Source organism: Acinetobacter sp. AM, assembly GCF_003105055.1.
GTDB lineage: Bacteria > Pseudomonadota > Gammaproteobacteria > Pseudomonadales > Moraxellaceae > Acinetobacter > Acinetobacter tibetensis.
Genome location: NZ_QETG01000035.1, coordinates 19,981 through 28,374, shown reverse-complemented (window position 1 = coordinate 28,374; position 8,394 = coordinate 19,981). Strand labels below are relative to the sequence as shown.

The 8,394-nt window shown below is 41.5% G+C and carries 12 protein-coding genes; 8 read left to right on the top strand and 4 right to left on the bottom strand.

Going from position 1 to position 8,394, the window contains the following annotated elements:
- Window positions 1-457, top strand: a 457-nt coding sequence (locus DCO44_RS15235; protein WP_116763370.1) for a hypothetical protein, incomplete at its 5' end; no start/stop codon positions are given.
- Between the two features lie 179 nt (window positions 458-636).
- Here the strand turns inward: DCO44_RS15235 and DCO44_RS15230 are convergent.
- Window positions 637-1,557: a Dyp-type peroxidase gene (locus tag DCO44_RS15230; protein ID WP_116763368.1), complete on the bottom strand. Its 921-nt coding sequence runs from the start codon at window positions 1,555-1,557 to the stop codon at window positions 637-639.
- 163 nt (window positions 1,558-1,720) lie between these two features.
- On the opposite strand from DCO44_RS15230, the gene DCO44_RS15225 reads away from it, so the two are divergent.
- A complete protein-coding gene (locus DCO44_RS15225; RefSeq protein WP_116763366.1) occupies window positions 1,721-2,344 on the top strand; it encodes a LysE family transporter in 624 nt (207 codons plus the stop codon).
- A gap of 42 nt (window positions 2,345-2,386) precedes the next feature.
- On the opposite strand, the gene znuB is transcribed toward DCO44_RS15225, so the two are convergent.
- The 3 genes from znuB to DCO44_RS15210 are packed head-to-tail and all read right to left on the bottom strand — an operon-like array spanning window position 2,387 to window position 4,455.
- Window positions 2,387-3,190: a zinc ABC transporter permease subunit ZnuB gene (znuB, locus tag DCO44_RS15220; protein ID WP_116763364.1), complete on the bottom strand. Its 804-nt coding sequence runs from the start codon at window positions 3,188-3,190 to the stop codon at window positions 2,387-2,389.
- Window positions 3,191-3,193: 3 nt separating this feature from the next.
- Window positions 3,194-3,985, bottom strand: coding sequence for a zinc ABC transporter ATP-binding protein ZnuC (gene znuC / locus DCO44_RS15215; protein ID WP_116763362.1), 792 nt, complete (start codon window positions 3,983-3,985; stop codon window positions 3,194-3,196).
- Window positions 3,958-4,455 carry a transcriptional repressor gene (locus DCO44_RS15210; protein ID WP_016165606.1) on the bottom strand — a complete coding sequence of 166 codons (498 nt, stop codon included), beginning with the start codon at window positions 4,453-4,455 and terminating at the stop codon, window positions 3,958-3,960. The genes znuC and DCO44_RS15210 overlap by 28 nt, the downstream gene beginning before the upstream one ends.
- 138 nt (window positions 4,456-4,593) lie before the next feature.
- Here DCO44_RS15210 and DCO44_RS15205 point away from each other — a divergent pair, with 138 nt between their 5' ends.
- The 6 genes from DCO44_RS15205 to DCO44_RS15180 all read left to right on the top strand — a co-directional run bounded on the left by DCO44_RS15205 (window position 4,594) and on the right by DCO44_RS15180 (window position 8,371).
- Entirely contained in the window at window positions 4,594-5,433 is an 840-nt protein-coding gene (locus DCO44_RS15205; protein ID WP_116763360.1) for a metal ABC transporter substrate-binding protein, read from the top strand.
- Window positions 5,434-5,603: 170 nt separating this feature from the next.
- Window positions 5,604-6,002: an ATP synthase subunit I gene (locus tag DCO44_RS15200; RefSeq protein WP_116763358.1), complete on the top strand. Its 399-nt coding sequence runs from the start codon at window positions 5,604-5,606 to the stop codon at window positions 6,000-6,002.
- Window positions 6,003-6,104: 102 nt separating this feature from the next.
- On the top strand, window positions 6,105-6,980 hold the full coding sequence (atpB, locus tag DCO44_RS15195; RefSeq protein WP_116763356.1) for a F0F1 ATP synthase subunit A: 876 nt from the start codon (window positions 6,105-6,107) through the stop codon (window positions 6,978-6,980).
- Window positions 6,981-7,065: 85 nt separating this feature from the next.
- Window positions 7,066-7,311: a F0F1 ATP synthase subunit C gene (atpE, locus tag DCO44_RS15190; protein WP_000424060.1), complete on the top strand. Its 246-nt coding sequence runs from the start codon at window positions 7,066-7,068 to the stop codon at window positions 7,309-7,311.
- A 40-nt stretch (window positions 7,312-7,351) separates the two neighbouring features.
- A complete protein-coding gene (locus tag DCO44_RS15185; protein ID WP_116763354.1) occupies window positions 7,352-7,822 on the top strand; it encodes a F0F1 ATP synthase subunit B in 471 nt (156 codons plus the stop codon).
- Window positions 7,823-7,834: 12 nt separating this feature from the next.
- On the top strand, window positions 7,835-8,371 hold the full coding sequence (locus DCO44_RS15180; protein WP_116763352.1) for a F0F1 ATP synthase subunit delta: 537 nt from the start codon (window positions 7,835-7,837) through the stop codon (window positions 8,369-8,371).
- Window positions 8,372-8,394: the final 23 nt, after the last annotated feature.

The following is an 8,394-nucleotide window of genomic DNA, read 5'->3' as shown; positions in this document are numbered from 1 at the left end:
TGATTATCTATTTAAAAGACTTGATCCTGTATATGATGAATTTTACATAAAAGATAATAATGGTAATTTTACTTTATATTATAAAAATTTTTATAGTGAAGATGTTCAAGTTGGATGGGCAGAAGCTAAAGTGGATAAAAATAATAATAATGAGTTGAATTTAAATATTGATAAAATTAACTTAGCCTTAGGCGGGATTGATTTTATAAAGAATGGATATGCAACTAAACAAGCTGAATCAAAGAACTTTAAATCAGGATTCTATTATTTAAATGATAATTATGAAGGTGCTCCATATTATCAAAAGCAAAAAATAGTTTTTAAGAAAATTGCTGGAGATTTAGTTTTGGAATGCAATAGTTATTTGAATAACTTATCTGTAAAAGATAACTTTTATGGAATTTTTTATGGAGTGTGTTCGGATGGTAAAAAAGTTTATTTTAAAGAAGTCAATTGACTCAGAGGCTTTTCTAATACTAGTGTGAGATTAATTGTACTTACATTATTAGTTATAAATTCTCTTTGGTTAAGATAAGTATTTAAATGTAATAAAATTTTTATTTAAAAATATAATCAAAAATGATATTAGCTTTTGAATAAGCAGCAGAAATAAGCTGCTTATTCATGATTTTTTAGTTAATCCTCCAAAACCTCTTCCAATAACTCCTCGCTCGGAGCAAAGAAGTAAGCACCATCTACTGCGGTCACAAAATGCAATAGGCGGTCATGAATGCCATCACCAGTTGTGCCAAACATGTGCTCTAACATGTTATCAATGATGCCAAGGTTTTTAGTATAAGCAATAAAGAACAGGCCTTGCTCACCTTTACCATCTCCATAAGGTAAAGAATGACGCAAAATTTCCATTTCTTCACCTTTATCATCTTCAATCACGACACGTGCAATGTGGGCATTTTCGGGTTTGACGTCATCATCCATTTCAATGCTTTCTAGTTTCGAACGGCCCATGACATTTTCTTGTGCATCGACTTTTAGACGTTTCCATTTATCTAAATCATGTATATAGCGCTGTGCAAATACAAAAGAACCATCTGCAAAAATACCTGCATCTTCTGCTAAAAGTGCTGTTTCTGCACGATCATCAGGAAATTGAGGGTTCTCAGTGCCATCAATAAAACCTGTTAAATCTCGCCCATCAAAATAGCGAAAACATACACGTTCATCCAAAACTTCGACTTTATCTTGAATCCCGTCGAAGAAAGCTTGGCTTAAAGTAAAACAAATATCACTACGTTGCGAGGCAATGTGAATCAGCACATCCGCGGGTACAACAGGCATTTCAAAGGCACCCTGAATTGGGTCAAGTTGCTTAAAGCCCTCAGGTGATTGCGCATAGAGTTTTGCCCAAAGTTCAGTCCCAAAGGCAATCGCAGTCTTAATTTCTGCATTTGGGTGTTGGGTAATTAAACGATCTCGCGTGTCCAGTAAATCTTCAATCTTTTCTTTCAGTTCAGGTACAGTTAAATCTTTTAAGCGTAATACGATAAAGCGGGCATGATCTGAAGGTAAGGGTAAAATTACGGATTGGGCGGTCATTTATAGCTCCTTTGATTTTTATTCAATGTGTGGCTGGATTTATTGTGCCTGATCAATGCGGGACTGAATAGCCTAAACTGTATTATTCTTGGGTGATAATTTCTCAGCACATTTAATGTGTGAAAAGTCATATAATGACCTGTCTTTCTGAGGTGGTGTGACGATGTCTTTTCAAGTTTGGATGGCGTTTATGTTGGCATGTTGGGTGATTAGTGTTTCACCTGGAGCAGGGGCAATTGCCTCGATGTCGAGTGGTTTAAACTATGGATTTCGTCGTGGTTACTGGAATGCGATTGGTTTGCAACTGGCGCTGTTGGTGCAAATTGGGATTGTTGCCGCTGGGGTAGGGGTGCTTTTTGCCACAACGCCTTGGGCTTTTCTGTTGGTGAAGTGGTTTGGGGTGGGCTACTTATTGTATTTGGCTTATTTGCAGTGGAAAGCACCAGTACAGTCCATTGAAATTGAACAAGAACGACAAGCAACAAAGTCGATTCCCAAACTGGTGGGTTATGGTTTCTTGGTCAATATGAGCAACCCAAAGGCAATTGTATTTTTATTGGCGGTATTGCCCCAGTTCTTAGACTTGTCTAAGCCACAGTGGATTCAGTATGTAATGATGGCCGTGACCATGATCAGTATCGACTTGATTGTGATGGCGGGCTATACAGGTTTAGCGGCAAAGGTGTTGAAACTGTTGAAATCTCCAAAACAGCAAAAATACATGAATCGTACTTTTGCTGTGCTATTTAGTTGTGCTGCGGGACTTTTAAGTTTGGTGCATCAATAGCAGAGAGTGATCAAGGTGATTCATGAAAGATGATGGATTAAGCTATTTTTCTGACTTTCTGACTTTCTGAACTGCAAAAACCAGCGCAAAAACCAATGCCATACACAGCACAATGCTGAGACCTGTTGGGGTATTGAGCGCAGCACTTGACCATAAACCCACACTCACACCAAACTGCGCCATCACAAAGGCCCAAACCACCATTTGTTTAGGGGAATGTGCAAGTAAGCGCGCGGTTAATGCAGGAATGACCAGCAGTGCCCCCATCAATAAAGAGCCAACCGCGCGTAACGCCAAAACGGTAAATACAGCAAGCAGTAGCATAAATACTAAACGTTGCCATTTGGCATTCACGCCTTCACTGATTGCAATATCGGGATCAATCGCAATTTGGATTTGGGCTTTCCAATATTTGAACAGTACTGCCAGTGCCAGTGCAATCACAATCGCAAACATAGGTAAATCTGACCAAGCAATGGTGAGCAAGTCACCAAATAAATAACTGAGTAATTCAGGTCTTAAACTTGGTAAATGTTGAATCAACATTAAGCCTGCACACAGCAAAGTAGCTGAACAGAGGGCTAGCAAGGCATCATTGGGTAGGCGTGGATCATGGAGTACCCATAAAATAGCGACCAACATAAATGCCAGTAAAGTGACACCGACCCAAAACGGTAAACTGAGGGCACCCGCAATCGCCACGCCCAATAAAGTGCCATGTGCCATAGTATCGGCGAAGAACGACATACGACGCCAAAGCATCAAACAGCCCAAAGGTGCGGTTAAAAACACCAATAATGTCCCCATGGTCCAAGCAGGTAATAGCAGATCTAACCATTCCAACATCTATTAGGCTTCCGGTTCAGGGTGAATATGAGGGCGAGGATCATGTTGGCAGGCTGTGGCACTATCTCCATGAGCACAATGATCATGATGGTGTTGATAGAACACACGGTTGGTGCCAAAAATGGCTTGGTATTCTGGATGCTGTTGAATATTTTCAGGTAAACCGCTACAGCAAATATGTTTATTGAGGCAGACCACGCGTTGCGTACCTTGCATCACCCACTGTAAATCATGCGACACCATCAATACGGCACAATGATATTTTTCAGGCAGGCTGCGGACGTAATCATACAGTTCTGCTTCAGACTGAATATCAAGTCCTTGCATGGGCTCGTCGAGGACTAAAAGGTCAGGTTGACGCAGCAAAGCCCGTGCTAATAACACACGTTGTCGTTCGCCACCAGACAGTTGTTGTACTTTTGAATTTTGCAGTTTGGCAATGCCTGTATCTTGAATAATTTCTTGTTTAATTGCAGCAGGGCAGGACTCTAAATCGAGTAAGTCCTTCACACGTAAGGGTAGGCTGTGCGATGGGTTAAACTTCTGCGGTACATAAGAAAATTTAAGTTTACGTGTCGATAGCATTCGTCCAGCATTGGGTTTTAAAATGCCCAAGAGCACTTTGATCAGAGTTGATTTCCCTGCACCATTGGGGCCAATTAAGGTAACAATTTCTTGTTCGTGAATCGAAAAATCAATCTGTTTCAGAATGTCACGGTCATCGATACGGACGCTAATTTGCTCTAAAGCAATTAGTACAGGAGTGCTTAATTCGCTTGGCTGCAATTCTGACATTTTCCAGAAATCTCAATAATGCTGTGTTGTGCAGTGAAATGATCAGAAGTGGCAAGCGCATCTAATTGTTGTAATAGACCTTCGGAAGATGCTTCTTTCACAATATGACATTCTGTGCAAATTAAAAATGCGGCTTGGTGACCTTCGCGGGGATGGCAGCAGGGAATATAGGCATTAATCGAAGTCAGCCGATGAATGAGTCCCTTTTCTAATAAGAAATCAAGCGTGCGATAAACGGTCGGTGGCGCAGCAGGACGATCTGATTCACTTTTAATCTTGGCGAGTAAATCATAAGCCCCCATTGGACCATGTGCAGTCAAAATCAGTTCGAGCACTTCTTTACGAAGTGGAGTTAAGCGCGCTCCAGTGGCTGCACAGAGACTTTCTGCTTCAGCAAGGCGTGTTGCGACATTATGATGATCATGTACGCCATGTAATGCATTGTGGTGTTCATGCGAACATAAGCTCATAGCAACCTCAGTTCGGGCTTGAAATAAAAGAATTGACATTAAATTTTAACATGAACGGCTTTAAGTTACGATTAGACGTAGGTATTTTTGTTGAGTTGTTATATTATAACACTAGATAAAGTTTAGTGCTGTGTAATCATGTCTCGTCTATTTGCTTTTTGTTTACTGTCCATTCTAAGTACTGTGGGGTGGACTCAAAGTCTTGTTGTTTCAACGCATCCGTTATATTTGATTGCACAAGAAGTCACAAAAGGGGTGGAGCGACCAGTTTTACTCTTGGAAAACCAAACTGGGCATGATGTGTCTTTAACACCCGCACATCGCAAGGCGATACAAGACGCTGGATTGGTGATTTGGCTCGGTAAAGCCCATGAAGCACCACTGGATAAATTGCTGCATAATAATCCTAAAGCGGTTTCTATTTTGTCTTCTGGCTTGGTCAAAACTTTGCCACAACGTAGTACTCGAGGTGCACCTTTAGCCAATACAGTCGATACTCATGTGTGGTTAGATCCAAACAATGCGGTGCGTATCGGGTTCTTTATTGCAGCCTTGCGTTCACAGCAGCAACCTCAATATCGCGATAAGTATTGGCACAATGCACAAGCATTTGCCAAGCAGATGTTTAGCACAGCACAGAAATTCCAAAGCCAAGGTGCAGCGCGGCCATATTGGGCGTATCACGATGCTTATCAGTATTTGGAACGTCCATTACATTTGAAGCTTGCTGGATCAATGACTGATGATCCACATATTGCGCCAACCTTGGCACAAATCAAATATTTGAACGATCATCGTGGGCAAAAGAAAATGTGCTTACTGGCAGAAGCTCATGCCAGTGCCAATCAGTATCAAAAACTTCAACCTATTGTGTTTCAGGCGGTTGACGAAAGTTTAACAGCAGAAAATAACTTCATTTCTGCATGGTCAGACTTGGCGCAACAAGTCAAAAATTGTGTATTAACTGCACGCCAATGAAGTGAAAATAATCAATATTTAAGCAACAGCTAGACCGTTATCGTATTGAAAAAAACTCGACTTAGGTCGGGAAATGATTGCATGTTCAGGGGTGTAACTCTATAATGCCTGCGATTAAAAACGATCATCAGTTAAACTTGTCAAGCATTTATGCTGTGAGTGAATAAATAATGAGCCGAACTAGTCGCTTGATTGATCGACGATTAGCGAAAGCATTAGTCATCTTGCAAGCATTTATGATTCCTGTGTCAGCCTTGTTGGCGTGGGTTTTGAAAGATGCAACGGCAGCTTTAAGTGCCGCACTTGGTGCGGGTGTTTGCTGGCTCGCAAGTTGTTATTTTTCATGGCAGTCGTTTCGAGCTGCAGGAGCGAGAGCATCCAAACAGGTACTTGCAAATATGTATCGGGGGATGATGGGCAAGTTTACGATTGTGATCGTCGGATTTATTTTAATTTTAAGCAATGTCCAACCGTTATCTCCGGGGGCGTTGTTTTGTGGTTTTATCCTCGTTCAAACCATGTCGTGGGTCGCTCCTTTTTGGGTGTCACGTCTACAAAAACGAGTTTAAGCGCAGCTAAATTGAAAAGTTTTTTTGGAGATAAGCGAGATATCACGCAGCATGCGATATTCGCTTACTCTATTTGTATTTGACATTGACCAGGTGTGATTTATGGCTGCTGAAGAACATGCCCTTACTTCGACCGAGTATATCAAGCATCACTTGACCAATATGACCTATGGCAAAATGCCAGACGGGACATGGAAATTGGCCGAGACTGGTGCTGAAGCTCAACAGATGGGGTTCACTGCTATTCACTTGGATTCAATGGGTTGGTCTATCACTCTTGGTGTGATTTTCTGTTTGTTATTCTGGTGTGTGGCGAAAGCTGCAAACTCTGGTGTTCCGACCAAGTTCCAGTCTGCAATTGAAATGATCATTGAGTTTGTGGACTCAAGTGTTCGCGACACTTTCCATGGCAAATCACGTTTGATTGCACCTTTAGCCCTCACGATTTTTGTGTGGATTTTCCTGATGAATGCGATGGATTTACTTCCAGTAGATTTCATTCCACATCTTGCAGGAATTATTGGCTCTAACGTATTTGGTATGGATCCTCATCACGTTTACTTCAAGGTTGTACCTTCTACAGATCCAAACATTACCTTAGGTATGTCTTTATCTGTATTCGTACTCATCTTGTTCTACAGTATCCGTGAAAAAGGGATTGGTGGTTTCGTTGGCGAATTGGCACTTAACCCATTTAATCCAAGTAACCCAGTTGCAAAAGCGTTACTGATTCCAGTGAACTTAATTCTTGAATTGGTAACATTCCTTGCACGTCCAGTTTCATTGGCTCTACGACTTTTCGGTAACATGTATGCAGGTGAGTTAATCTTCATCCTTATCGCATTATTACCGTTCTGGATCCAGTGGGCTCTGTCTGTGCCTTGGGCGATCTTCCACATTCTTGTTATTACGTTACAAGCGTTCATTTTCATGATGCTGACTATCGTATACTTGAGCATGGCAAGCGAAAAACATTAATGGTACTGCCTAACTATCAATGGATGGTTGGGCTTAAAATTTTTTTACTTTAATTTGGTATAAACCTAACCTCTGAGGAATTATCATGGAACTCACTTTAGGTCTAGTTGCAATTGCATCTGCTATCTTGATCGCTTTTGGTGCTTTAGGTACTGCGATTGGTTTTGGTCTTTTAGGCGGTCGCTTCCTTGAAGCTGTTGCTCGTCAACCAGAATTGGCTCCACAACTTCAAACTCGTATGTTCTTAATCGCGGGTCTTCTTGATGCTGTGCCTATGATCGGTGTTGGTATTGGCTTGTTCTTCATCTTCGCTAATCCATTTGTAGGTTAATCAGCTTAATTCCTAAATTAAACTATTGAGGAATAGCGAAATGAATATCAACCTCACATTGATTGGTCAAGCGATTGCATTTGCGATGTTTGTCGCATTCTGTATGAAATTCGTATGGCCACCACTAATCAATGCGATTAGTGAGCGTCAGCGTAAAATTGCTGATGGCTTAAACGCTGCTGAAAAAGCAAAAGCTGATCTTGCGGATGCGCAAGCTCAAGTGAAAGCTGAATTAGACGCGGCGAAAGCGCAAGCGGCTCAATTGATCGAACAAGCGAACCGTCGTGGTGCACAATTGGTAGAAGAAGCGCGTACTCAAGCTGCGGCTGAAGGTGAGCGTATTCGTCAACAAGCGAAAGAAGCTGTTGATACTGAAATCAATTCTGCTCGCGAAGAATTGCGTCAACAAGTTGCTGCTTTGGCAGTTACTGGTGCGGAGAAAATCCTGAACCAGCAAGTTGATGCAGAAGCTCACAATGCCATGCTGACTCAGCTGGCTGCTAAACTTTAAGAGAGGCGGATTATGGCTGAACTCTTGACGTTGGCACGCCCATACGCTAAGGCAGCATTTGCTTACGCTTCTGAGCAAAATGCAACTGACTCTTGGTCATCTGCATTAAACTTGCTCAGTGCTGCGGTGCAAGACGAAGCATTTTCAGCTTTCTTAACTCGCCCTGAGCTTACTCCTGCTGAGCAGGTAAGTCTTTTTGCAAAAGTATTAGGCGAAGACCAAACTGCAGCAGTGTCAAACTTTTTGACATTGCTTGCTGAAAATAACCGTTTGGTACTTCTTCCTGAAATTTATGCGGAATATGAACAGCTCAAATCACAGAATAACAATACGGTGGATGTAGTGATTGAATCTGCATTCCCTATGACTTCTGTACAAGAACAATTGCTTGCACATGCTTTAGAGAAAAAATTCGAAGCTGCGGTAAATGTAACTGTAGAAGTTAAACCAGAGCTTATTGCTGGTGTTGTTATTCGTGCAGGCGACCAAGTGATAGATGACTCTGCGCTTAACAAGCTTGAAAAAATGCGGACTCGTCTTCTTGCGTAATAAGGCTTGAAAAAAGCTGCGTA